This is a genomic window from Streptomyces sp. NPDC002125 (genome assembly GCF_053593715.1).
On sequence record NZ_JBSFDD010000004.1, the window covers coordinates 400,096 to 423,583 of the forward strand.

At 69.9% G+C, this 23,488-nt stretch carries 20 protein-coding genes; 11 read left to right on the forward strand and 9 right to left on the reverse strand.

Features of this window, described 5'->3' with window-relative positions; translation table 11 throughout:
- Positions 1 to 33: 33 nt before the first annotated feature.
- Entirely contained in the window at positions 34 to 924 is an 891-nt protein-coding gene (locus tag ACWCQM_RS10070) for a helix-turn-helix transcriptional regulator (protein ID WP_450914800.1), read from the reverse strand.
- 316 nt (positions 925 to 1,240) lie between these two features.
- On the opposite strand from ACWCQM_RS10070, the gene ACWCQM_RS10075 reads away from it, so the two are divergent.
- The 4 genes from ACWCQM_RS10075 to ACWCQM_RS10090 all read left to right on the forward strand — a co-directional run bounded on the left by ACWCQM_RS10075 (position 1,241) and on the right by ACWCQM_RS10090 (position 5,692).
- Positions 1,241 to 2,257: a zinc-dependent alcohol dehydrogenase family protein gene (locus ACWCQM_RS10075; RefSeq protein ID WP_450914801.1), complete on the forward strand. Its 1,017-nt coding sequence runs from the start codon at positions 1,241 to 1,243 to the stop codon at positions 2,255 to 2,257.
- Between the two features lie 161 nt (positions 2,258 to 2,418).
- Positions 2,419 to 3,486, forward strand: coding sequence for a Dyp-type peroxidase (locus tag ACWCQM_RS10080; RefSeq protein WP_450914802.1), 1,068 nt, complete (start codon positions 2,419 to 2,421; stop codon positions 3,484 to 3,486).
- Positions 3,483 to 4,280: a family 1 encapsulin nanocompartment shell protein gene (locus ACWCQM_RS10085; protein ID WP_450914803.1), complete on the forward strand. Its 798-nt coding sequence runs from the start codon at positions 3,483 to 3,485 to the stop codon at positions 4,278 to 4,280. The genes ACWCQM_RS10080 and ACWCQM_RS10085 overlap by 4 nt, the downstream gene beginning before the upstream one ends.
- A 113-nt stretch (positions 4,281 to 4,393) precedes the next feature.
- A complete protein-coding gene (locus ACWCQM_RS10090; protein ID WP_450914804.1) occupies positions 4,394 to 5,692 on the forward strand; it encodes a diaminopimelate decarboxylase in 1,299 nt (432 codons plus the stop codon).
- A gap of 376 nt (positions 5,693 to 6,068) precedes the next feature.
- Here the strand turns inward: ACWCQM_RS10090 and ACWCQM_RS10095 are convergent, their stop codons facing one another.
- Together ACWCQM_RS10095 and panD are read right to left on the reverse strand one after the other, a co-directional pair.
- Complete coding sequence (locus ACWCQM_RS10095) at positions 6,069 to 6,425, reverse strand: GNAT family N-acetyltransferase (protein ID WP_450914805.1); 357 nt, start codon at positions 6,423 to 6,425, stop codon at positions 6,069 to 6,071.
- Between the two features lie 34 nt (positions 6,426 to 6,459).
- Positions 6,460 to 6,885: an aspartate 1-decarboxylase gene (gene panD / locus ACWCQM_RS10100; protein WP_450914806.1), complete on the reverse strand. Its 426-nt coding sequence runs from the start codon at positions 6,883 to 6,885 to the stop codon at positions 6,460 to 6,462.
- A 784-nt stretch (positions 6,886 to 7,669) separates the two neighbouring features.
- On the opposite strand from panD, the gene ACWCQM_RS10105 reads away from it, so the two are divergent.
- The 3 genes from ACWCQM_RS10105 to ACWCQM_RS10115 all read left to right on the forward strand — a co-directional run bounded on the left by ACWCQM_RS10105 (position 7,670) and on the right by ACWCQM_RS10115 (position 10,759).
- On the forward strand, positions 7,670 to 8,764 hold the full coding sequence (locus ACWCQM_RS10105) for a glutamate--cysteine ligase (protein WP_450914807.1): 1,095 nt from the start codon (positions 7,670 to 7,672) through the stop codon (positions 8,762 to 8,764).
- A gap of 341 nt (positions 8,765 to 9,105) precedes the next feature.
- Complete coding sequence (locus ACWCQM_RS10110; protein WP_450914808.1) at positions 9,106 to 10,074, forward strand: LLM class F420-dependent oxidoreductase; 969 nt, start codon at positions 9,106 to 9,108, stop codon at positions 10,072 to 10,074.
- Between the two features lie 10 nt (positions 10,075 to 10,084).
- On the forward strand, positions 10,085 to 10,759 hold the full coding sequence (locus ACWCQM_RS10115) for an HAD family hydrolase (protein ID WP_450914809.1): 675 nt from the start codon (positions 10,085 to 10,087) through the stop codon (positions 10,757 to 10,759).
- Positions 10,760 to 11,126: 367 nt separating this feature from the next.
- Here the strand turns inward: ACWCQM_RS10115 and ACWCQM_RS10120 are convergent, their stop codons facing one another.
- The 4 genes from ACWCQM_RS10120 to ACWCQM_RS10135 all read right to left on the reverse strand — a co-directional run bounded on the left by ACWCQM_RS10120 (position 11,127) and on the right by ACWCQM_RS10135 (position 16,487).
- Entirely contained in the window at positions 11,127 to 12,311 is a 1,185-nt protein-coding gene (locus tag ACWCQM_RS10120) for a PP2C family protein-serine/threonine phosphatase (RefSeq protein WP_450914810.1), read from the reverse strand.
- Between the two features lie 479 nt (positions 12,312 to 12,790).
- The gene (locus ACWCQM_RS10125; RefSeq protein WP_450914811.1) at positions 12,791 to 13,537 is read right to left on the reverse strand and encodes a DUF1963 domain-containing protein; all 747 of its coding nucleotides are present in this window, start codon (positions 13,535 to 13,537) and stop codon (positions 12,791 to 12,793) included.
- 386 nt (positions 13,538 to 13,923) lie between these two features.
- Positions 13,924 to 14,790, reverse strand: a complete 867-nt coding sequence (locus tag ACWCQM_RS10130; protein WP_450914812.1) for a SigB/SigF/SigG family RNA polymerase sigma factor — start codon at positions 14,788 to 14,790, stop codon at positions 13,924 to 13,926.
- 164 nt (positions 14,791 to 14,954) lie between these two features.
- Positions 14,955 to 16,487: an FAD-dependent oxidoreductase gene (locus tag ACWCQM_RS10135; protein ID WP_450914813.1), complete on the reverse strand. Its 1,533-nt coding sequence runs from the start codon at positions 16,485 to 16,487 to the stop codon at positions 14,955 to 14,957.
- A gap of 290 nt (positions 16,488 to 16,777) precedes the next feature.
- Here ACWCQM_RS10135 and ACWCQM_RS10140 point away from each other — a divergent pair, with 290 nt between their 5' ends.
- Positions 16,778 to 17,587 (forward strand): tetratricopeptide repeat protein, encoded by an 810-nt coding sequence (locus ACWCQM_RS10140; RefSeq protein WP_450914814.1) that lies wholly within the window; start codon positions 16,778 to 16,780, stop codon positions 17,585 to 17,587.
- A 60-nt stretch (positions 17,588 to 17,647) separates the two neighbouring features.
- On the opposite strand, the gene ACWCQM_RS10145 is transcribed toward ACWCQM_RS10140, so the two are convergent.
- A complete protein-coding gene (locus tag ACWCQM_RS10145; protein ID WP_450914850.1) occupies positions 17,648 to 18,196 on the reverse strand; it encodes a YciI family protein in 549 nt (182 codons plus the stop codon).
- Between the two features lie 238 nt (positions 18,197 to 18,434).
- On the opposite strand from ACWCQM_RS10145, the gene ACWCQM_RS10150 reads away from it, so the two are divergent.
- The 3 genes from ACWCQM_RS10150 to ACWCQM_RS10160 are packed head-to-tail and all read left to right on the forward strand — an operon-like array spanning position 18,435 to position 20,820.
- Positions 18,435 to 19,400, forward strand: a complete 966-nt coding sequence (locus ACWCQM_RS10150; RefSeq protein WP_450914815.1) for an ATP-binding cassette domain-containing protein — start codon at positions 18,435 to 18,437, stop codon at positions 19,398 to 19,400.
- Positions 19,397 to 20,215 carry an ABC transporter permease gene (locus ACWCQM_RS10155; protein ID WP_450914816.1) on the forward strand — a complete coding sequence of 273 codons (819 nt, stop codon included), beginning with the start codon at positions 19,397 to 19,399 and terminating at the stop codon, positions 20,213 to 20,215. The genes ACWCQM_RS10150 and ACWCQM_RS10155 overlap by 4 nt, the downstream gene beginning before the upstream one ends.
- Positions 20,216 to 20,220: 5 nt before the next feature.
- On the forward strand, positions 20,221 to 20,820 hold the full coding sequence (locus tag ACWCQM_RS10160; protein WP_450914817.1) for a TetR/AcrR family transcriptional regulator: 600 nt from the start codon (positions 20,221 to 20,223) through the stop codon (positions 20,818 to 20,820).
- Between the two features lie 28 nt (positions 20,821 to 20,848).
- Here the strand turns inward: ACWCQM_RS10160 and ACWCQM_RS10165 are convergent, their stop codons facing one another.
- Positions 20,849 to 23,404: a helix-turn-helix domain-containing protein gene (locus ACWCQM_RS10165; protein WP_450914818.1), complete on the reverse strand. Its 2,556-nt coding sequence runs from the start codon at positions 23,402 to 23,404 to the stop codon at positions 20,849 to 20,851.
- Between the last annotated feature and the right edge of the window lie 84 nt (positions 23,405 to 23,488).

A 23,488-nucleotide genomic window follows, 5' to 3' on the forward strand; every position in this document is an offset into this window, starting at 1 on the left:
CCCGGGGGAAGCCGGCGACGCGGTGATGACTGCTCAGTACGGACCCGGCACGGCGGTCGTGGTGCCGGCTTCCTCCGTGGCGGCCCACGAGGCGAGCAGCCGCAGGCCCTCCTCCGACGGCGAGCCGGGCTCGGCCGTGTAGACGGTGAGAGTGAGTCCTGGTTCGGCTGCCATCTCCAGTCCCTCGTAGGCGAGGGTGAGCTCACCGACGGCCGAGTGGTGGAAGCGCTTGGTGCCGGTGCCGTGGAGCCGGACGTTGTGGGCGCCCCAGAGGGTGCGGAACTCCTCGCTGCGGGTGGAGAGTTCGCCGACCAGGTCGTGCAGGTCCTTGTCGTGCGGGTTGCGGCCGGCCTCGGTCCGCAGGATGGCGACGCTGGTATCGGCGAAGAGGTCCCAGTCCGGGTAGAAGCGCCGGGAGGCGGGGTCGAGGAAGTTGAAGCGGGCGAGGTTCCCCTGGTTGGAGGGCGTGGCGTGGACGTCGTGGTAGAAGGCGCGCGCCAGCTGGTTGGCGGCGAGCACGTCCATGCGGCCGTTGCGGACGAACGCAGGGCCCGCGGTGATCGCGTCCAGGGTCCACTGGAGGCTGCGGTGCGGCTTCCACTGCCGGGTGGCCCGGCGTCCGGGGCGGGTGAGGGCGTCGGAGCCGTCGGCGGCCTGGGCCAGGTTCAGCAGGTGGGCGCGCTCGGCGTCGTCCAGCTGGAGCGCGCGGGCGACGGCCTCCAGCACGGCCGGTGAGACTCCGCCGAGGCTGCCGCGTTCGAGTTTCGCGTAGTACTCGACGCTGACGTCGGCCAGGGCGGCGACCTCGCTCCTGCGCAGGCCCGGCACCCGGCGCCGGGAACCCGCGGGCAGTCCGGCCCGCTCCGGGGTGATCTTGGCTCGCCGCGAGGTCAGGAACTCGCGGACCTCTTCGCTGTTGTCCACCCTTCGACCGTACGGCCTGCGCGGCCCTGGAGGGGTGCACTGGCAGTACACCCCTCACTGGTGACTCGCTGCGCACCGGAAACGGCGGTTACCTGGATGTCGTGGCACTACCGCCCGGGCACGACAAGACCTCGCGTCGGCCACGCCCGCCCGGGACTCGCCACAGGCCGCGCGTCGGCCACGCCCGCCCGGGACAGGCGCCGGTGACAGCGATGTCGCAGGCGAGTGCCCGGTACGCACCACCGGCGGGAGCCGCACGGCCCCACACGGCCGCGGCCTCCCGGCGGCCCGCCCCTCAGCACGTTAGGAACCCCTCATGCGCGGAGCAGTGATCCACGCCCCCGGCGACGTACGCTTCGAGTCGCTGGACGACCCCAAGATCCTCGCCCCGACCGACGCGGTCATCCGCACGGCCGCCACCTGTGTGTGCGGCTCGGACCTCTGGCCCTGGCGCGGTCTGGAGCCGATCGGTGACCCGCATCCGATGGGGCACGAGTACGTCGGCTTCGTCGAGGAGGTCGGCAGCGAGGTCACCTCGGTCAGGCCCGGCCAGTTCGTGGTCGGCTCGTTCGCCACCTCGGACAACACCTGCGCGAACTGCCGCAACGGCTTCCAGTCCAACTGCCTGCACCGCGAATTCATGAGCACCTGCCAGGCCGACCGTGTCCGTATCCCCAACGCCCAGGGCACCCTGGTCGCCACCGAGGAACACCCGGACGAGACGCTCTGGCCCAGCCTGCTCGCCGTCTCCGACGTCATGGGCACCGGCTGGTGGGCCGCCGACGCCGCCGAGGTGAAGCCCGGGTCCACCGCCGTCGTGGTCGGTGACGGCGCCGTCGGCCTGTCCGCGGTGATCGCCGCCAAGGAGATGGGCGCGGAACGCATCATCGCGATGAGCCGCCACGCGTCCCGCCAGAAGCTCGCCCTGGAGTTCGGAGCCACCGAGATCGTCACCGAGCGCGGCGACGAGGGCATCGCACGGATCAAGGACCTCACCGCCGGCATCGGCGCCGACAGCGTCCTGGAGTGCGTCGGCACCGCACAGGCCATGCGCCAGGCACTGCACTGCGCACGCCCCGGCGGCAACGTCGGCTTCGTCGGCGTCCCCCACGAGGTCGCGATCGACGGCCAGGAGCTCTTCTTCTCCCATGTCGGCCTGCGCGGCGGCCCTGCCCCCGTGCGCCGCTACCTCCCCGACCTGATCGACCGGGTCCTGACAGGCCGGATCGACCCCGGCAAGGTCTTCGACCTCACCCTCCCCCTCGACCAGGTCGCCGAGGGTTACAAGGCCATGGACGAACGCCGCGCCATCAAGGCCCTCCTCACACCCTGACCCCGCACGTGCCGGCACCGTGGCCGGACGGCAGCCGTACCCGCACTCGTACGGAGACGAGGGCGGGCGACGTCGCCCGGCCGGACCGGGCAGGCGTGCGGCGGGGTCCGGGGTGTGGGTTAGTGGCAGGGAGCCCCGTCCGCCAGCCACGGAGTGCGCGCATGTCCGACGCCGTACCGGAACCCGTCGTGGTCCAGCCCGTCGTAGCACCGCTGACCAATGCCGCCGTGATCCTGGTCGCGACGATCGAGCCGGGCGGCGAGGCAGCCGTGCGTGAGGTGCTTCCCGACCTCGCGGCGTTCGCGCGCTCGATCGGCTTCCGGGTGCCGAGCGCCGGGCTCGCCTGTGTGACGGGCTTCGGGTCGGACGCCTGGGACCGCCTCTTCGCCGGGCCCCGGCCTGCCGCTCTCCACCCCTTCCAGGAGCTGCGGGGGCCGCTGCACCACGCTCCGGCCACACCGGGCGATCTGCTTTTCCATGTCCGCGCCGAGCGGATGGACGTCTGCTACGAGTGGGTCTCCCAGCTGCTCGGACGGCTCGGCGACGCGGTGAAGATCGTCGACGAGGTCCACGGCTTCCGCTACTTCGACCACCGGGACCTGCTCGGTTTCGTCGACGGTACGGAGAACCCGGTGGGCGACGACGCCAGGGCCGCGGCCCTGATCGGTCCGGAGGACCCCGGCTTCGAGGGCGGCAGCTATGTCGTCGTACAGAAGTACCTGCACGATCTCGCCGGCTGGAACGCGCTGAGCACCGAGCAGCAGGAACTGGTCATCGGCCGCAGGAAGTTCACCGACATGGAGCTCTCCGACGACGTCAAGCCCCCGGATTCGCATGTCGCCCTCAACACCATCACCGAGGCCGACGGCACCGAACGCGACATCCTGCGGGCCAACATGCCCTTCGGCAATTTCGGACAGGGCGAGTTCGGCACGTACTTCATCGGTTACGCGGCCGATCCCTGGGTCACCGAGCAGATGCTCCGCAACATGTTCCTGGGCAGTCCGCCCGGCACCCACGACCGCATTCTCGATTTCTCCACGGCGGTCACCGGCACCCTTTTCCACGCCCCTCGCGCCAATTTCCTCGACGCTCCCCCACCGCCGCCCTCCCCCACCGCGACGGCCGCCGCCCCCGAACCGCAGCCGCAGCCGCGGCCCCGGGTTCCGGCGGAGGTGCGCGACGGTTCGCTGCGTATCGGCAGCCTGCGAGAAAGCGCCCCGCGATGAACAACCTGCACCGTGAGCTCGCCCCCGTCACCGAAGCCGCCTGGGACCAGATCGAGGAGGAGGCCACGCGCACCTTCACCCGTCATGTCGCGGCCCGCCGGGTCGTGGACGTCAGCGACCCGCAGGGCCCGGCGCTGGCGGCGATCGGTGACGGGCATCTGCGCGACATCGACCCGCCCACACCGGATGTGATCGCCCGCGCCCGCACGGCGGCGCCCGTCATCGAGTGGCGGGTCCCCTTCACCGTGACCAGGGCGGCGGTCGACGACGTGGAGCGCGGCTCCGAGGACAGCGACTGGCAGCCGGTGAAGGACGCGGCCCGAACCTGCGCGTTCGCCGAGGACATGGCTGTCATCGACGGGTACGCGGCGGCCGGCATCACCGGTCTGCGGGACGGCTCCTCGCACGCGCCCGTGCCGCTGCCGGCGGACGCGCGCGACTACCCGGCCGCGGTGAGCCAGGCGCTGACCCGGCTGCGGCTCGCCGGTGTCGACGGGCCGTACCGGCTGCTGCTCGGCGCCGACGCGTTCACCGAGGCCACCGAGACCTCCGACCACGGATACCCGGTGGCCACCCATCTGGCCAGGCTGCTGGACGACCCGATCCTCTGGGCGCCCGCCGTCGCCGGCGGGGTCCTGCTGTCCACCCGGGGCGGCGACTTCGAGCTGTGTCTGGGTCAGGACCTGTCCATCGGCTATCTGGACCACGACGCCACGAGCATCCGGCTCTACTTCCAGCAGGCGTTCACCTTCCGGATGCTGACTCCCGAGGCCGTGGTCCCGCTCATCGCCTGAAGGCTCCGATCTGCGAGGCTCCCATCAACGAAACCCGCCGCACGCCGTCGGCCCCCGAGGAATCCGTTCCCGAACCGCGCTCCGCCCGGTTCGCCGAGGCACTCCGCCTCGCCGTGGCCGAGGGACTGCTCGGCGAGCGGCGGCCCGTCGCGGGATTCCTGGACGCGGACGGGGTACGCGCGTCCGTCGACGCTCTGCGGGACGCCTTCGCCGTCGAGCCCGGGGCGCGGGTGCTGCACACCTTCGCGGCGAAGGCCGCCTCGCTGATCCCGGTGCTGCGGCTGCTCGCCCGGGCCGGCATGGGCTGCGAGGTGGCCAGCCCTGGCGAGCTGCGGCTGGCGGTCGAGGCGGGTTTCCCGCCGGAACGGATCGTCCTGGACTCGCCCGCCAAGACCCGGGACGAACTCCGGCTGGCGCTCGCGCTCGGCGTCGCCGTCAACGCGGACAGTCTCGGCGAGCTCCGCCGCATCGAGGAGTTGCGTTCCCCTCACTCCCCCTCCGTGCTCGGGCTGCGGGTGAATCCGCAGGTGGGAGGCGGCTCCATCGGGCCCATGAGCACCGCCACGACGACCTCGAAGTTCGGGGTGGCCCTGCGCGACCCAGGTGCCCGGGAACAGGTCGTACGCGCCTTCGCCGAGCGCCCCTGGCTGACCAGGCTGCATGCGCACGTGGGCTCGCAGGGCTGCTCGCTGGAGCTCATCGCGGCGGGCATCGCCGAGACGTACCGGCTGGCCGAGGAGATCAACGGGACCCTGGGTGACCAGCGGATCACAGGGATCGACATCGGCGGCGGGCTGCCGGTCAACTTCGCGGGGGACGAGGTCCGGCCCGCCTTCGCGGACTATGTGGCGGAACTCAGGAAGGCGGTGCCCGGGATCTTCGACGGACGCTACGACCTGGTCACCGAGTTCGGCAGGTCCCTGCTCGCGAAGAACGGTTTCATCGGCGCGCGTGTCGAGTACACGAAGGACGCGGGGGGCCGGCGGATCGCGCTCACCCACGCCGGCGCGCAGATCGCCACCCGTACCGTCTTCATGCCCGACGCCTGGCCGCTCCGGGTGGGCGCCTTCGACGGGGAGGGCCTTCCCCGGAGCGGGCGGCCGGTCGTCCAGGACATCGCGGGGCCCTGCTGCTTCGCCGGAGACATCGTCGCCCACGCCCGGGAACTGCCCGAGCTGCGGGAGGGCGACTTCGTGGCCCTGTACGACACGGGGGCGTACTACTTCTCCACCCCGTGGGCGTACAACAGCCTCCCCCGGCCCGCCGTGTACGGCTTCGCCGGGGACCCGGGCGGCGCGGGGCTCCGCTTCGCGCCCGTACGCGACGCCCAGTCGCTGGACGAGGTGGCGGCGGAGAGCGGGCAGCGCCACGCGGAAGCGCTCACAGGGCTCTGCGGGACCGCCGGCCCGTAGGCCGTCTGACGGGGCTCTGCGGGACCGCCCGCCCGTAGGCCGCCGCCCTCACCCGGCCGGCTGGGGCGACGGCTCCGGCTCGGGCACCGGTTCGGGGTTCGGGTTGGGCGGCGTCGGAATCGGGTCAGGCGCGGGGCCGGGCGGCACGGGACCCGGCGGTACGGGCGGCGGGGAGGGCACCGGCGTCGGCGGTCCGGGCACCGGCGGGGGCGTCGGCGCGGGCGGTACGGGGTCGGGATACGGATGCGTCATCTCATGCCTCCAGCTACGGCTGACGAGGGCCGGTGGATCTCATCTCCACCGTCTCCCCGTGCGGCTGCCCTCGCCTGCCGAGTCCATACGTGCACACCGTGCCACCTGCGGGCCAGGCCGGCCGTCAGAACAGCTCGGGATGCGCTTCGAGCTGCCGCTCGGCCCCGCGCACCAGCTCCTCCGGTGCCTCCGGCGCCAGGTCGGGATGGCGCTGCGCCCACCTGACGACGTACGGGCAGAGCGGGACCACGGGCACCCCTTCGCGCGCCGCCATGGCATAGAACTCCCGCGCGAGGGCGCCCGCCATTCCCTTGCCCTCGTGCGCCGGCTCGACGACGGTGTGCACGGCGACGAGGGCGCCGGGCTCGGGATACATCACGAAGTACGCGATGACACCCGTGGCCGAGCCGTCCTCGTACGCCACGAGCCTGCCGTGCTCCCGGTCGTCCCGGATCTCGGCTGCGGTGTTCTCTTCTGCCATGGCGGGTGCTCCCTCTTACGGGCGCGTGAGCGGGTCAGCTCCGTGCGGGAACAGCGTGCGGGCTGCGCTCGGTGCATGTGCCCGGCACGGGGGCGGATGCGTCGGCACCCACTTCCACGATGCGGTTCGCGGCGTCGACGTGCACGACGCTGGGCACGAGCGCACGCGCCTCCGCGTCGTCGACCTGGGCGTAGCTGATGAGAATGACCAGGTCACCGGGGTGCACGAGGTGCGCGGCGGCGCCGTTGATTCCGATGACGCCGGAACCGCGCTCACCCTCGATGACATATGTCTCGAGCCTGGCGCCGTTGTCGATGTCGACGATGTGCACGAGCTCGCCCGGCAGCAGATCCGCGGCATCCATCAGGTCGGCGTCGACGGTCACCGAACCGACGTAGTGCAGGTCGGCCTGGGTCACGGTGGCGCGGTGGATCTTGGACTTGAACATCGTACGCATCATGAGGGCTCCGTCTACTAGGCTCCCTGCCTGCGTATGTGCAGGTCAAGGGCATCGCGTCCAGATTACAACGAGTCCCACGTCCGGGCAGGGGTCAGCAGGTTTTCCAGTACTCATGCTGACCCACTGCAGAGTGGAAGATTCCACGCGCAGCATCGAGCAACTGGTCTTCGTCGAAGCGGCGGCCACTCAAGTGGTGAGCAGTAGGGACGGTCATGCAAGGCAGATACGGAGAGGAGTTTGACCCGGAGTAAAGCCATGCGCCGCTCGGTAGCTCCGTCGGAATGGCGCGTCCCTCACGAAGTGCGGCTGAGCGGGTCACGACGCGGAGGAATACTGCCGGTTCGGCGGCGATGCTCCTCGGTCGAGGGGCTCTTGCTCGCCTGCGTCAGGTAGATGCCGGCGAAGGCGCCGCCGAAGCCGAGCGCGACCGGATCCGCCTCGACGTCCGGGTCGGTCGTCCCGTGCGGGCCGCCGATCAGGGCGTCGAAATCGGCGCGGCTGATCTCGGGCTCGAACCGGGTGCGGTCTGCGGCGGCCCCGCCGCGTTCCCCGGACGGCCCACGGCGAGGAACCCGCCTGGATTCGGGCGCTCCGTTTCGGGAACAGGTAGGGCCTCATCCCGAAACTGGAGGCGGACGATGACGAACAGCGAGCAGGGGCCGCACGCCCCGGTGACCAAGCATCCTCGACCGGCGTTTCCGCAGCAGGAGCTCCCACGCCCGACACCGACGCTGAGCGATCCGCCGCAACACGTTGAATGCTGGGTGACGGCACTGGGAAGCTCATGATGCTGCGGACAGTCGGTGTTGAGGAGGAGCTGCTGCTCGTCGACGCGGGAAGCCATGAACCTCGCGCACTTTCGAAGGCGGTACTGGCCCTCGCGGAGCGCCGTACGGAGGGGGACTTCGTCTTCGAGCACGAGCTCCACGATCAGCAACTGGAGTTCGCCACCCAACCACGCACCGACATGCGCGAACTCGTCGATGAGATTCGCCGCTGGCGAGGCGAAGCGGCGCGGAGTGCCGCGCAGGCAGGCGCCACTGTAGCCGCCCTCGCGACCGCTCCCCTGCCGGTCAGTGCCGCCATCGGCGAAGGGGCGAGGTACCAGTGGATGGCCGAGAAGTTCGGTGTGACCGCGCAGGAACAGCTGACCTGCGGGTGCCATGTGCACGTCTCCGTGGAGTCGGACGAGGAGGGGGTGGGGGTGCTGGATCGCATTCGCCCCTGGTTGTCCGTGCTTCTGGCGCTGAGCGCCAACTCTCCTTTCTGGCAGGGGCGCGACAGCGGATACGCCAGCTATCGCAGCAGGGTCTGGGGGCGCTGGCCTTCTGCCGGACCCGTTGAAGTCTTCGGCTCCGCGGACCGCTACCACGCCCAGGTCGATGCGCTCATCGACACCGGCGTACTGCTGGACAGGGGGATGATCTACTTCGACGCACGGCTCTCTCACCGTTACCCCACGGTCGAGTTCCGGGTCGCGGACGTGTGCCTGGACCCCTCCGACGCCGCCCTGATTGCCACGCTGGCGCGAGCACTGGTCGAAACAGCCGCACGGGATTGGCGTGCAGGCGTACCGGCGGACCCGGTCAGTGTGGGGTTGTTGCGGATGGCCGCCTGGCAGGCCGGCCGCGCGGGTATGGACGGGAAACTGCTGCACCCGGCGACCATGCGCCCTGCGCCGGCGTCCGACGTCGTGGACGCTCTGCTGGCGCACGTCCGCAATGCCTTGGAGGACAGCGGCGACTTTGAGGCGGCCGACGCTGCTCTCCGAAATCTGCGGCACCGCGGGACTGGGGCCCGAGCCCAACGGGAAGCACTCGCCCGCACGGGCAGCCTCCGCGACGCGGTCGCCGAAGGCGTGGTCAGGGTGCACGACTGAGCATCCGCCTGGATCTGACGAACCCGTGAACGGTCAGCGGTGGGGCGTCGAACGACAGGGCGGAGTCTTGCTGCTCATACCTGCCGGGATCCGGTCTGCGGTCTGCTGCTGGGACAGTAGGCCAGCGATGGCTGCGGGTCGTTCATGGGCTCCCCACGGACGAGGCGACGGGCGAGAGCGCTGCCCCGCTCGTTCCCACGCGGGCCGCGACCGCTTCATACGTCAGCCTTCGAAGGCGCGGCGATCAGCTGACCACTCAGGCGGCTGCGTAACGTGCCCGTTCCAGTTGGTTCCGGTCTGACGGGGTTTCGTCCGGCTGGATCCCGGCTAGGCGTCCCCGTATGGTGCGAATCGGATACACGATGATGACCGAACAGGCTGGCCCGCGGGAACTCGTGTCCCACGTCGCGGCGGCGGAACGGGCGGGGTTCGACTTCTCCGTCATCTCGGACCACTCCTCGCCGTGGCTTGAGTCCCAAGGCCACGCTCCGTACGCGTGGAGCGTCCTGGGAGCGGCCGCGCAGGCCACCACCACGATCCCGCTGATGACGTATGTGACGTGTCCGACCTTCCGTTATCACCCGGCGGTCATCGCGCAGAAGGCAGCGACGATGCAGATCCTCTCCGGGGGGCGGTTCCGGCTGGGGTTGGGCTCGGGAGAGAATCTCAACGAGCACGTCGTGGGAAAGGGCTGGCCCGCCACGCATCTGCGTCTGGGCATGCTGGAGGAGGCCGTCGGTATCATCGGGCGGATGTTCGCCGGGGAGACCGTGAACCACCACGGCACCTACTTCGACGTCGAGAACGCCCGGCTGTGGGACCTGCCCGAGCAGTCGCCCTCCATCGGCATCGCCGTGTCCGGGCCGCGGTCCTGCGAACTCGCGGGTCGGCTCGGCGACCTCGTGATTGCCACAGAACCGAAAGCCGACCTCCTGCGGCAGTTCGACGAGCACGGCGGTGCGGGCAAGCCGCGTGTCGGCCAGCTTCCGGTGTGCTACGACCCTGACCGCGACGCCGCGATCGCCCGCGCGCACGAACAGTTCCGCTGGTCCCTCGGCGGCTGGCGTGTCAACGCCGAGCTGCCTGGCCCCGCCGCGTTCGAGCAGGCCACCGCGCACACCAGGCCCGAGGACGTTGCCGATGCCATCCCGTGCGGCAACGATGTCGGCGCCTTTGTCGAGGCCGTACGCCCCTACGCGGAGGCGGGCTTCACCGACATCGCCCTGATCCAGATCGGCGGCGCCCACCAGGAGGCCTTCCTGGAATGGTCCGAGACCGACCTCCTGCCCGCACTCCGCCGCAGCCTGTGAGGATGCCACCATGGCGAACCGCGCCGCTCTCTTCGACGTCGACGGAACCCTCGCGGACACCAACCACCTCCACGTCGTGTCGTGGTGGGAAGCCCTGCGCCAATCCGGCCACCAGGTGCCCATGCACACCATCCACGGGGCGATCGGGCTGCCCGGGCCCGGCCTCCTCGACCACGTGCTGGGCAAGGACCGTGACCACGCCGACGACGAACGGATCAGCGCCGCGCACGACACGCTCTACGCCACGTACTTCGACCGCCTTCCTGCCTTCGGCGCGGCCGCCGACCTCCTGCGCACCCTGGCGGCGGAGGGGTGGACGGTCGTGCTCGTCACCTCGGCCAAGGACAGGGAGCTGGCGGCTCTGCGTCAGGCCATCGACGCGGACGACGCCCTCACCGACACCGCCACGGCCGACGACGTGGAGAAGGGGAAGCCCGCGCCCGACCCGGTCCATCAGGCGTTGGAGCTGGCGGGCGTCACCGCACCGCGGGCGGTGTTCGTCGGAGACTCCGTGTGGGACATGAAGGCTGCCGCCGAGGCAGGAGTGGCCGTCATCGGCCTGCTGTGCGGGGGCGTATCCCGCGAGGAGCTCCTGGAGGCGGGGGCGAACGCCGTGTACCACGACCCCGCCGCCCTCCTCGCGGACCTCGACGACAGCCCGTTTTCTCAGGTGCCGGCCACATGATCCCGCCACGGCCGGAGAGGACCTGAGACCCAAACGGGTCGGATCACTCGAGATCATGGCGTCCACAGAGCCGACCCCCCTCGTGCCTGGTCACGCTGAAGCCGCGCCGCGCCGCGCCGTGCGGCAGCGGCGATACGGGAGCGGGAATCCCAGCGCCGGTGATGACGTGAAGGCCGACCGTGGACGGCACGCGGGACGTCGGTCCACTCGATCAGCCACTCCTGCGCGGCGGCAAGGCCGGTGGTCGACGGGCGCAGCGTCCGCGGCGGCGGCAGCCGATGGTCGGAGGACAGCGCTTCGGGGACCTCTCGGCGTTGCCAAAGGTTCCCTTCGCGGCGCGGCACCACGCGGCTCGCCGACGCCTCCCTCAGTGCGGTCGGCGCCACTCGAGCATGAGGATGGTGGCGTCGTCGTTCAGCTGGTCGTTCTGGCGCTCCAGAATTGAGTGAATCAGTTGACGCAGTGCCTCGGCAGCAAGTTCGCCGGCGGCTGTGGCGCGAATGATGGAGGCCGTGAACCCGTCGAGCCCGAACTGCGGACCGCCGGCTGCGCGTGCTTCGGTGACACCGTCGGTGTAGAGAATGACGCGGTCCCCCGGCTCCAGGGAAACCTCGTGAACCGTACGCTGTCGGCCTGCCAGCGCACCGGGCGTCCCCATCGGAGGCTCGCCGGCGAAGGCCAGAGCGTCCTCCAGTACCTGGTCGTCCCGGATGAGCAGCGGCGGCGGGTGCCCGCAATTGATCCAGCTGAGAGTCCCGCTCGGCATGTCGAGCATCATGACAATGCCGGTGCAGAACTGGTCCGGAAGCCACTCGGCGAGTGCGTCGTCGACGGCCTGCACGAGTTCGCTCAGCCCTGATCCGCTGCGGCGTGCGCTGCGGCAGCCGGCCATGGCGATCGCGGTGGTCAGGCCGGAGGCAAGGTTGTGTCCCATGGCATCGAGGATCACGGCGTGCAGAATCGATCCGGAGAACGCGTGGTCGAAGGCGTCTCCGCCCAATTCGTAGGCGGGTTCGAGCACGGCTGTCGAGACAGCGCGGGTCTCTCCGATGGAGCGCGGCGGCAGGAGAGCGCGCAGCATTTCCGAGCGGAGTGTCATCGTCTCGGTCCGGGCCTGCTGCACGAACCGGTCGCTGACGGCGCGCTTGGACGTGATCGCCATGGAGAGAACGGCGGCGAGGGTTGTGCAACGGGCCAGAAGTGCGCCGTCCAGCGCATTCATGTGCATGCCGACGACGCCGAGCCGTTCCACTCCGTCCACGAGTGGTAGCCAGATGATCAGGCTGTCGTCTTCTGGGGCTTCCAGGCGCAGGGCCATTGCCCGGTAGGCGGATCCCGCGATCGTACCGTCCACCGGGATCCGGTCTTCCCCCTGCAACAGTGTGAGCTGTCTCTGTTGGAGGTCTACGAGATAGATATCGATCTTGCTCAGGCCGAATCGCTCGCCATAGGCACCGACGAGAGCCGGCAGGTCCGCCGGCGGCGCGGCCTGCACGTGAGCCACCAGCATCCGGAAAAATCGTTCGCCCTCATTCTCCGGCGGCAGACTCACCGTGCAGTTCCTCGCGCACTCGGTCGATGCGCCGCTCGCAGAACGGTGACGTGGAACATCGGACTCCAGGCAGTGAGAGGCGATGAGCCCGGCCGTCCCATGGGCTGACGTACGCCAGGCAGTTCGATTCGTCCAGCCAAGCATCTTGGTGCATCTCGTCGCCAGCTCACTGGGCCTCTCGGCCCAACGACTCCCACGAAGGCGCAATCGGCGACGACCTTGGTCAGTTTCGCCGACGCCCACCGTCTGAAGGCTTGGGCCGGCGCCTCGCGGTCACCAGCGCCTCTGGCAAGAAGTCGGGCATCCAACCCGAGGGGGTGAAGAACGACCGGCTCAGCCATGCCTGCAACGAGCCCGTGTCTCTCGCAGTCGCAGCGGTCAGGGGCAGGGGTCCGATCGAGTCAGCCGGTCGACGACGATCAGCACCGATCCATGGTTGGCCTGCAGTCGCGAAGGCGGGTTCCCCGTCCGGGGTGCCGTCAGCCGACCATGTCGTAGCAGGCCCGGGCCCGGGTGAAGTGGCCGTCGGCCAAGTCCTCCCGGCGAATCACCCAGTAGACGTGGCCCAGGTCCCCTTCGATCAGGCCCCCACCCGCGATCTCCGCGAGCAGCACCCAGTCGCCCGGGCCGAAGCCGGGCTCCGTGAGCGGATCGTTGTTCCAGACCCAGGGGTAGCCGCCGATCTGCACCGGTCCGCCACCCTGCATCTCGTCGCCGGTCTCCCACCACACATCGCCCAGTGCCTCACCGTGCGGGAAGTCCTCGGTGTCGTCGGCACGGTTGGGCAGCGACGGATCGATACTCAGATACAGGTCCCGGGCCGGGTGGACCTGAGGCGGCCGCTCGCCGCCCGGACCGCGTTCGGAGACGGGCGTGCCAGCCGAGACGTAGATGATCCGGGACCAATCGGCATCGTCGCCCCACGGGCCCTCCGTGTCCGCGAAGAAGAGTACGGTTCCGTCCTTCGGGAGCGGCAGATCGGTCGCGCTCGGGGATATGGCCGCGAGGTCGACCGATGCGAGGAACGGCAGATGCGGAACCGGCTCGTCCTCAGGCATCGGCGGCAGCCCACCGACCCGTCCGGCCGCCGGACGGTCGGGGGGTGTCTGATCGGAGTGGCCCAGCATCGCGCAGGGGCGGACGGTGCCGCTGAGCCACCGCTCAACCTCGTCCTCCGGTATGCCATGGCTGCGGGCTTGGTCGCGGAAGGGCTCCATCGATCTCATCTTCGATCTCATTTCGCAGAACGTGTCCACCACTCGGCACATGCCACAGCGAACGAGACCATCAGGATCGGCCTGCTGCGGCGTTGGTGACAAACTACGCGCGCCCACCGACAGTCATCGCCGAACCCCCGTGGAACGGACGGGTCCTGTCCGCCTGTGCCGACGCAGCCATACGCATGCTGGAGCGCAGCATGGGGCCAAAATCATCAGCGCCCCCGACGAGGCCGCCTTCTGACATCACCGCGGCGATGGGTGAAGCCGAGAGGCCACCGGGTTCCCTTCCTGCGGCTCTCGTCCGGTGGGCTCGGGCGATCCGTCTCGGACGTCAGAGGTGCGACAACGGGCTCCGGGCACGGTGAGTGCCGTCCCTCGGAGGAGCGGCACGCTCAACCCAGGGCGAGCAGGTTCGTGCGGAGCTGGGTGAGGATGCGGTTGAGGAGACGTGAGACGTGCATCTGGGAGAGGCCGAGGTGTTCGCCGATCTGGGCCTGTGTCATTTCCTGACCAAAACGCATAGCCACAATCTCGCGGTCTCGAGCGTCAAGCTGCTCCAGGAGCGGGGCCAGGGCATGGAGGTTCTCGACCAGTTCGATAGCAGGGTCGATGTCACCCGTGATGTCGCCGTATGTAACGGTCTCCGCGCTGTTCTGCTCGCTGCCCAGAGGCATGTCCAGAGAGCCGGCCGTGTAGCCGTTGGAGGCGATGAGGCCCTCGATGACCTCCTCCTCACTGAGCCCCAGGTGCGCGGCGAGTTCCGTGACGGTGGCCTCCCGGTCCAGCTGCCCGGCGAGAGCTTCTTTCGCCTTGGCCAGCGCCACCCTGAGCTCCTGCAAGCGGCGCGGCACGTGTACGGCCCAGGTGGTGTCGCGGAAGAATCGTTTGATCTCGCCGACGATGTACGGAATGGCGAAGGAGGTGAACTCGACTTCCCTGCTGAGCTCGAACCGGTCGATCGCTTTGATCAGTCCGATCGTGCCGACTTGGACGATGTCTTCCATCTCCCCGCTTCCGCGGTTGCGGAAGCGACTCGCAGCGAAGTGCACCAGTGACAGATTCATCTCGATCAGGGTGTTCCGCGCGTACTGAAACTCAGACGTGCCCTCCTCCAGAACCTGCAACTGCTCGAAGAACTGGGCACCTAATGCCCGGGCGTCCTTCGGCGCGACCTTTCGGGGACTGTCGATCTGCGGCAGTCCCGTCGCCCGGACAACGGCGGTGGCGGGGGCGACGGACGTGTTCGTGGGTATCGACATGACCCAATCCTCCATAGATGCCATCGGCCCCCGTACAGAGGCGCGCCTACCCTGTCGGTTCCTCACCACACGCACTCCGAGGCCGACCTCGGCCCTCGGAGAGCTTCGACGAGTGTGTGAGGCTGGGTACGACAAAGGCCTTGGTGAAGCCTCGGCATCTGAGCTCAGATGCTGCGAGGAGGCAGCGGCCGCAGAGCCGGGCCCTGCAGTACCTCGCCGGCAATGTTGAACCGTGAGCCATGGCAAGGGCATTCCCACGCTGTCTCAGCCTCGTTGAAGGCGACCAGGCAGCCCAGGTGTGTACAGCGCGCTGACACGGCGTGGGCTGTGCCGGCCTCGTCCCGGTAGACAGCGCAGCGACGTCCTTCGATCCGCACGACCGCACCGGAACCGGGGGCGATCTCGGCGACCGAGTCGACGTGGGTGGTCTTCAACCTGTCGCCTACGAAGTGCTTGGCGACCTCGGCCTGCTGCTTCAGCAGTTGTGCGCCTTCCCGGAGGGTGCTCCAGAGGCGGCGGGGGTCGTAGAGTTCTGCCCATTCGGGTTCGGTGCCGGTGAGTGTGGAGGCCAGCAGCTGTCCGGCCATGGCGCCGCCGCTCATGCCCCAGCCTCCGAATCCGGTCGCGACGTACACGTGGCGGGCGCCCGGGTGGAAGGGGCCCACGAGCGGGACGCCGTCGCTCGAGTCGTTGTCCTGGGCTGCCCACCGGTAGGCTGTGGCGCCGACCCGGAAGTGCTTGTGCATCCACGCGTCCAACTGGATGAAACGTTCGCCGGGATCGCTCGTACCGGGGGTGAAGCTCTCGCCGGTGACAATCAGCAGCCGCCGCTCCGCGTCGAGCGGGGCTGTACGTACCGAGCGTTTTCCCATGTCGTTGGTGATGTACATGTGCTCGGGGGCCTCGGCGGAGGGCAGGGGCGCGGCGACAACCAGTTCGCGGCGCGGCGACAGGCGCGCGAAGTGAAGGGCGCGGTCGAATACCGGATAGTGCGTTGCGACGACGACGTTCCGCGCGGTGACCTTGGTTCCGCGTTCGGTCGTCACGGTGCACGGACTGCCTTCGCTCAAGCCGGTCACACGGGTGCGTTCGTGGATGACGCCGCCTCGCGCGGTGATGTTCTCCGCGAGTGCCAGAAGGTACTTGCGCGGGTGGAACTGTGCCTGATGGACGACGCGCACCGCTGCGGCCACCGGGAACGGCAGGTCGGTCGTGGTCACGAAGTCGGCGTCGAGGCCTGCTTCGGCTGCTGCTGCGGCTTCCCTTTCGAACGCGGAACGTTCGTCCGGGTTCGTGGTGAAGGTCAGAGCTGACGCGGGCTCGAAGTCACAGTCGATGCCGAGCTCAGCTGACACCGACGCGACTCGTTGAACGGCCGCTTGTTGTGAATGGGCGTACTGGCGCGCCCCTTCGCTCCCTCGCGTGCGGCGGAGCCGGTCATAGATGAGGGCATGCGCGGCGGTGAGCTTCGCCGTCGTATATCCGCTGACGCCCGCGGCCACGCGGTCCGCCTCGAGTACGACCACGTGCTGTCCGGCTTCGGTCAGCTCCCAGGCGGTGCTCAGGCCCGCCATGCCGGCGCCGATCACGACGACATCAGTGGTGATCTCGGTTTCCAGCGGCGGCCAGTGGGTGCCAGGTGTCGTAGCCATCCAATAGGACTCGGCCTTGCCAGGGAGCGCGTCTCGTGTGGTCATGGGCCACGTGTTCCCTCGACAGCCGGGTGGAGACGTCGCGCGCGGTTTATTCCCCTGAGCGGCCCTGACATCTGTTGGCCGGTGGGCACGTTCGGCGCAGGCATCAAGACCGTTGAGGACCAGCGGCACAGGTCTGATCGTGGTCGGCGCGTGGTGCTGTCCGGTTGTGGGCATTGATGACGGTGCCATTGGTCCGGCTTGTGGCTGCTGGGACGCAGCGGGGCCTGGCGCAGCGCGTACGAGCCGGCCAAGGGCGAGGTGACGTGGGTGGACAGTGGAGGCGGGTTCCGGTGACGAAGACGCGGAAGAGCTGGGGCACGCCCGAGAAGCAGCGCACGCTGGGGCGCACTCTCCGTACCTGGCGGGTCAGGCGTCGTTTCCGGCGCTGGGAGCGCCCGGAGGCCTTGCCCTGGCCGGACGTGCAGAAGGACGTCGCGTACCTCACCCGGGAGCTGGGACGCTGGCACCCCGACGCCCTCGCCGCCCGTTCGAGGGCGTCCTCCTGGCTCAGCCGCGAAGGCCGGCACGCAGATGCCCTGCGGCTGATCGAGGCGGATGTGGACGAACGGACCGCGGAGTTCGGGGCCGACCATCCCGACACGCTGAGGTGGCGATCTTCACTGGCCTGGGCCCGGCGCATGGCCGGTGATCTGGAGGGCGCCGTCGCCGAGGCGCGGGCCGTCGTGGAGGACTCCGCCAGGGTGCTGGGCCCCGACCACGCCGACGTGTACCAGCGGCGTGTGAGCCTGGCCCGGTTACTCGCGGAGAACGGCGCAGCGGGCAAGGGCGTACGCCTCCTGCGAGACCTGTACGCCGAGTCCCAAGTGGTCGGAGGGAAGCGGGAGGACGAGACGCGGCCTGTCCGCAGGGCCCTGGTCAAGGCGCTGGAACTGAACGGCGACCCGCAGGAGGCCCTGGGCCTCCTGGACGAGGAGCTCGAAGCCGAGCGGGGCACGATCTACGGCGTCGACGAGAACCTCGGTGACCACGAGATGAAACGCCTGGAGGAGTGGCGCACCCGGCTGGTCGCCGACGTGGCTCAGCAGGACTGGAACCGGCGGAGGAAGCAGGAGCGGCGCGAGGACGCCCCCGGCGGGTGACAGCTGCAACCGGGCCATTCTCAGTACGTTGCCCGCCGGCGCCTCCTGCGCCGCCGTGGTTCATCGGCGTCCGCCGAACTCCCAGGCGTGCACCTCGATGTCCTCGTACCGGTCCTGGGTCAGGACGGAGCGTGCCGATTCCGGGTCCGGGGCATCGAGCAGCGCCGCTGTACCCAGCCATGTGTCGCCGTCGTCGGCCAGCAGTGGCCCGTAGGCGATCAGTTGGTGCTGGTCGGGCGGCAGGTCGAGGTCTGCGGCCGGGCCTTCGCCGAGGCCGAGGACCAGGTACTGGCTGCCGGGGCTTCGGTCACCGGGGTAGTCCCACATGGTGCGCCCCACCATGTTGCGCCATCGGCGCAGCAGCACGTCCCGGTACGCTCCGGCCTGGTAGTTGGGCTCGTCGAAGGCGAACGCGCGGGCAGCGGTGGGGTCGGGCAGATCGATGATGTGCACGCTTCCGGTCAGCGTCTCACCGTCAATGGTGAAGGTCGGGCCCCGGGCGATCAGTTCCTTCGCGTACCGGTCCATGTAGGACCAGTGCTTCTCCAGCAGCTTCTCGCGCAACGCGAGAGAGCCCGGCCGGTCTCGGTGGTAGCAGAAGTACTCCATGGTCACGGAGTTTTCCTCACCCTGGGTGCCATCTCAACCAGCTTTACCGGCGAGGACCCCGCAGGAGCACTCGTGGACACCAGCTCCGTGCCCCGAGGCCATGGTCGGCCGACTCTTTCCACAGTGGCGCACGGTCCAGGCGCACCGGCCCGCCGTACCACTGCCCTCGGCATTCCGGTGACCGGCCTTGAGCGAGGGCTCCTTGCAAAAACTACCTATCGATAGGTAGGTTTTAGGTATGGACACCGTCGCTGCCCCATCCATCCGTACCGTCGGGCTCGGCCGGGACTTCGCTGACCGCACTGCGGTGCACCGGCTCGACCTGGAAGTGAGCCCCGGAGAGGTCTACGGACTGCTCGGCCCCAACGGCTCGGGCAAGAGCACCACCGTCCGGATGCTCACCACGATGCTCCGCCCCTCCCGGGGTACCGCCCTGGTCGCCGGAGCCGACATCACCCGTGACCCCGGCACGGTCCGCCGCCGCACCGGGGTCGTCCTCCAGGGCTCCGCCCTGGATCCCCTCATGTCAGCCCGCGAACTGCTGCGCCTGCAAGGGCGGCTCCAGTCGCTCACCGCCGGGCAAGCCCGTGCGCGCTGCGCCGAGCTTCTTGCCGCTTTCGGCGCGCAGGATTTCGCGGACATCCCGGTCGGCAAGCTCAGCGGGGGCCAGCTCCGCCGTGTCGATCTCACCGTCGCCCTGGTCCAGCGCCCGGACGTCCTCTTCCTGGACGAGCCCACCACAGGGCTCGACCCGGCCAGCCGCCGAGACCTGTGGGACGAGATCCGCGCGCTGTCCGCCGACCACGGCGTGACCGTCCTGCTGACCACCCAGTATCTGGAAGAGGCCGACCAGCTCTGTGACCGCGTCGGCATCCTCCGCGAGGGACGCCTCATCGCCTCCGCTGCTCCCGACGTCCTCAAGGAGGAGGCCGGCGACCGTGTCCTGACCCTGCGCTTCGGCGACGCCACCGCCGCCGGACAGGCCCGGGAGCTGCTCGCAGCCCGGGGCGAGCAGCTCCACGCGGCAGAGGCCACCCCTCACGCGGTGAGCGTCCGGCTCAACCGCCCCGGAGCCGACGGGGAGACGTTGCTCACCCTGGCCTCCGCCGGCCTGCACGCCGAATCCCTGACCGTAGACGAACCCAGCCTGGAAGACGTCTTCCTCCGCCTGGCCCTCACTCCGGAAGGCGCCACCGCCGCATGAGCACCATCACCGCCGCCACAGCCCTCGCGGGACCGCCTGGCGCACCGAAGACGTGGGCGGCCCTGGGGCCACTGACCGCCCGCTCCCTCAGGTCCTGCCTCCGCACGCCCTCCCTGCTACTCTCACCGCTGCTCACGAGCGCGTTCTTCATGATCATCTATGAAGGGCAGCTGTCCTCGGTCACGGCCGCGACCACTCCTGGTGGCCGCTACATCGATGTGGTCCTGCCGCTGTGCCTGCTCACCACCGCCTTCACCGGAGGCGCCACCGCGGGACAGCTGCTGGTGAGCGACATCGGCTCGGGCTATCACGCACGGCTCTGGCTCACCCCGGTCAGCCGCTGGGCCCTCATCACCGCCCCCGTCCTGGCAGGAGCCGTCGTCCTGACCGTACAGGCAGCCGCACTCACCGGACTCGGCCTGCTGCTCGGGCTGAACCCCGTCTCCGGCGCCCCGGCCCTCCTGGCTCTCATCGGCGCCACCGTCCTGCTGGGGACGGGATTCCTGCTGCTGGCCGCCGCGGTCGGCCTCCACACCGGCAACAGCTCGGCAGTCGGCTCCGTGACCCTGGTCTTCTTCCCGCTCTCCTTCTTCACCGCCACCTTCGTCCCACGTGACCAGCTCGGCGGCTGGATGGCCCACGCAGCCGACATCAACCCGCTCACCCCGCCGCTGGAGGCCATGCGCGCCCTGCTCACCTCACCCTGGAACGAGCAGGACCTGCTGCCGGGCACCCTCGTCGCGCTCGTCATCCTGGTGGTGGGCGCCGCAGCGGCCCACCTCGCCCTGACCCGCCGTACCCGCACAGGAGTCTGATCACCATGCCCCGCCAGACCGACACCCGCGCCCGCGCCCGTGACGAGTTCGCCCGCCGCCTCGCCGACTACGGCTACCTCGGCGTCTCCCTCGACGACATCGCCAAGGCCGTCGACGTGAAGAAGGCCAGCCTCTACCACCACTTCCCCGGCGGAAAGCCCGCCCTGTTCATGGAAGTGGCCGACCGCTACACGAAGGAAGCCTCGGCCCTCCTCCAAGGAGCACTCGCCACCCCCGGCACCCTGCGCGACAAGCTCCTCGCCCTCGCCACCTCCTACGCCCAGGGCACCTACAACTCCGCGCTCAGCAACCAGATCTACTACGCGACCCGCCACCTCGACGACGACCAGCGCGCCGCGGTCTCCCACGCCTACGTACGCGGCCTCATCCAGCCCGTCACCGACCTCATGACCCAGGCGGTGGCCACGGGCGAACTACGCGAAGCCGACCCGGGTTTCCTCGCCACCGCCTTCATGGAACTCGCCGCCACCGTCCACCCCCCACAGGACGACTGCGCCCCGGCCGCCGCCGACCACCTGGCCCAGGACGTCGTCGACCTCTTCCTGCGAGGAGCCGGACCTGCGCCGACGACGAACCCGTCCTGACCGGCTGACACGGGACACAGCCGGGCCCTCAACGGCCTTCCGGCGACGCCCTCTCCTCGGATGCGCGGCGCCCGGGGCCCGGTTTCACGCGGCTGGTAACGCGGGCGGAGCGGCCGTGGACGCGAGCGAGGTGTTGCTGCAGCCTGATGTGCCGGAACTGGTACACGGCGCCGGCCTGCCGCAGCACCCCCCGGCGATAGGCGTCGTCCAGGAAGGCGGCGGTGTCCCACGGCAGTCTGCGCGTCAGCGGCAGCCAGAACCGGGCCACCGTGAGCCACTGCCCCCACGCCGTGAGTGCGAGCACGTACGCCGCAGAGCCGCCCAGCCCGCCGACCGCTCCCAGAAGCAGAGCCGCGTCCAGCGGCCACACCAGCGTCCAGGGCAGCACCTGCTGGAGCAGGCCGACGACGGCATGTCCGCAGACAGCGATTCCGGCGGTGACAGCGGCTGCGAGCACGAGGAACTGCCGGGTGGCGGTTGCCCGGTTGACGGACAGCAGTCGCATCGGCGTGGCAGCGGCGGCGATGTCCACAGGTGCCTCGAAAGCCGCGACGAGTCCGAAGGACAAGCCGGCCGTCAGACCGAAGATCAGTGCCAGGGCCACCGTGTCCTGAATTGCCGCTCCGATCAGATCCGCGTGCGGGAAGGTTCCGGCCAACGCGCGGAACATCGCGGTCGTCCAGGCGTGTGCGACCCCCAGTACGGAGCCGCCCAGCAGCCCGACCCCGAAGCGCGTGAGGATCTCCCGAACGGGCCTGTGCTCCACCCCGGGGGCCACAGCCGCCAGCCTGAGTCGTACCTGGGTCGGAACGGCCACGGTGCGGCCCATCGCGGCGAGGGCACAGTGCGCGAGACCGAAGACGAACGCAGAGCAGAGCCCGAACACCGCCACCTCGAGCATCGCTGAGGTCTGCACCGAGGGTATGTACCCGGCGGAAACAGCGAAAAGCATCACAAGCCAGTTGGCCGCGAACATGCACAGTCCGCCGAGCAGCGCGGTGTGCAGGATGCGCATCGGCAGCCGTACGGACGCGCCGAGCCGCCACCAGGCAAGGTCTCGACGCTCGTGGGCACCGGTGGCCAGGCTGTGGGCGAGGTAGCCGAGCCAGCGTTCGGCTTGGTCGGGGTCGCGGTTGCGCTGTCCGGGGGCGGGGTCGGCCCGTTCGGGGGTGCGGTGCCGGTAGACCGTGGGCACGAAGTTCGCCAACAGGTGTTCCTCGAGGTGGCGCCCGGTGGGAAAGCGCGCGGTGTCGAGCAGCTCGACGGGGTCGTTGCCGGGCACCTCGCTGTACATCGTCCGCGCCAGGGTGACCATCAGGGGTGTTCCCAGGACCTGTCCGAGCCGGCTGCTCGCCGGGGTGTCGGGGACCCGCAGTTCGTCCAGGACGGCGCCCCACACGCCTGTGGCAGCGCGGCTGCCCAGGGAGTCCCCGAGGCGGTCGGTCCGGGGCAGGTACGCGGCCAGATCCTCCACGGTCAGGTCGGCCAGTTCGACGCAGGCCGCCATCACCAGAGGCGCGTGCACGTCGCGGACCGCTCGGGCGTACTCGTCCCGTCGGCTGGTCAGGACCACCGGGTGGGTCGTGGCGTTGAGTGCTTCGAGCGCGGGGCCGCGCAGGGCTTCGGCGAGCTCGTCGAAACCGTCCAGGACGGGCAGGATCAGATCGGAGTCGACGAGTTCGGCGGCCAGCGTCGTACCCTCGGGAGTCGTGCGGGCCAGATGCGGGTGGTCCCGCAGAAGGTGGTCGACCAGCAGGTCCCGCGGTGTGATCGTCAACGGGTCCCAGGATCCGATGCTGAGAATGACCGGGACCCGGAGGGAAGAACTCGGGGCCGCGAGGAGCTCAAGGACGAACTTGATGGCCAGGATGGACTTCCCCGAGCCGGCGCGACCGAGAATGACCAGTCGCTGCGACTCGATACTCCGATAGGTGTCGGCGACAGTCCGCAGGTCGCCGTTCAGGTCCAGATCCCGGGCGGGGGCTCCCGGTTGCAGGCGCTGAATGTTCTCCGGACGGTCCATCAGGACGGCGGGAGCCGGCTCGTATCGCACGGGCAGCGGGAACGGGTCATGGACGCGACGATGTTTCTCCTCCCGCTGCCAGCGTCGGCCGACCTCGCGGGCCAGTGAGGCGGCGGCGTCGACGAGCGGGCCGGGCGGCGACGGAACGGCCGGCCCGGGGCCGGGGAGCGGCGCGGCCGGTGCCGGCGGCCCCGGCCGGGTCTGGGGCTGAACGGCGGGTGCCGGTTCCCCCTGCAGACCGGTCGGTACCGGCTCCTCGGGCTGAGCAGCGGGAACCGGTACCGACCGCGTACCGGCGGGTGTCAGCGCCTCGGGCGGATCGGCGGGTGCCGTCGGCTGTGTCCCGTCCAGGGCCGCGGTAAGCCGTTGCCACTCCTCCGGCTTCACCTCCAGGACTTCCGCAACCTTCTGCAACGTCCTCAGCCGGTGCTCGGGGAGCCTGCCGTTCTCCAGCCGGCCGATCGTGCTCACGCTCACTTCGGCCCGCTCTGCCAACTGCTCCTGGGTGAGGCCGGCGCGTCTGCGCAGCTGACGCATGCGCGTGCCTAACTCATTGCTCACTCCGGACTCTCACCTTCCGTGGACACCGGTACTGCCCGAGCGTAGCGAGACGACCGGTCACGGATGACCGGTCACCGATGACCT